Source organism: Undibacterium sp. JH2W (genome assembly GCF_049340425.1).
In the GTDB taxonomy this organism is placed as follows: domain Bacteria; phylum Pseudomonadota; class Gammaproteobacteria; order Burkholderiales; family Burkholderiaceae_D; genus Undibacterium.
Genome location: NZ_JBMPOT010000066.1, coordinates 1 through 690, shown reverse-complemented (window position 1 = coordinate 690; position 690 = coordinate 1). Strand labels below are relative to the sequence as shown.

1 pseudogene is annotated in these 690 nt (G+C 53.2%); it reads left to right on the top strand.

Annotated elements, in window-relative coordinates:
• Window positions 1-690, top strand: a pseudogene (locus ACO0LC_RS29130) (IS256 family transposase); the annotation flags it as partial.

Sequence of the window (690 nt, the reverse complement as noted above, 5' to 3'; positions counted from 1 at the left end):
TCAATGCAGAACTGACCGAGCACCTCTTCTACGAGAGGCATCAGGACAGCACGCCAGGCAAGGGAAATACCCGTAACGGCAGCACTGTCAAACGCCTCAAAGGCCAGCATGGTGAAGTCGAGATAGAAGCGCCGAGGGACCGTGAAGGCTCCTTCGAGCCCCAGCTTTTGCGCAAGCACCAAAGCCGCTTAACCCAGATGGATGATCAGATTCTGGCGCTCTATGCCAAAGGCTTAAGCACCCGGGAAATCGTCGACGCGTTTAAGGAAATGTATGACGCCGACGTATCAGCCACCCTGGTCTCCAAAGTCACAGAACGGGTACTGGAACAAATTGCCCAGTGGCAAGCCCGTCCTCTGGATGCGGTTTATCCCATCGTCTATCTGGACTGCATCGTCATCAAGATCCGTGACAACATGCGTGTCATTAACAAGGCCGTCTATCTGGCATTGGGTGTAAATATGGAGGGCCACAAAGATTTGCTGGGTCTATGGATGTCGGAGAATGAAGGCGCCAAGTTCTGGCTATCCGTCCTGACAGAACTCAAAAGCCGGGGCGTGCAGGATATTCTGATTGCCTGTGTCGATGGTTTGAAAGGCTTCCCTGACAGCCATTGCTGCCGAATACCCACAGACCCGTATTCAGCTCTGCATTGTGCACATGGTGCGCAACAGCCTGAAATATGTCTCC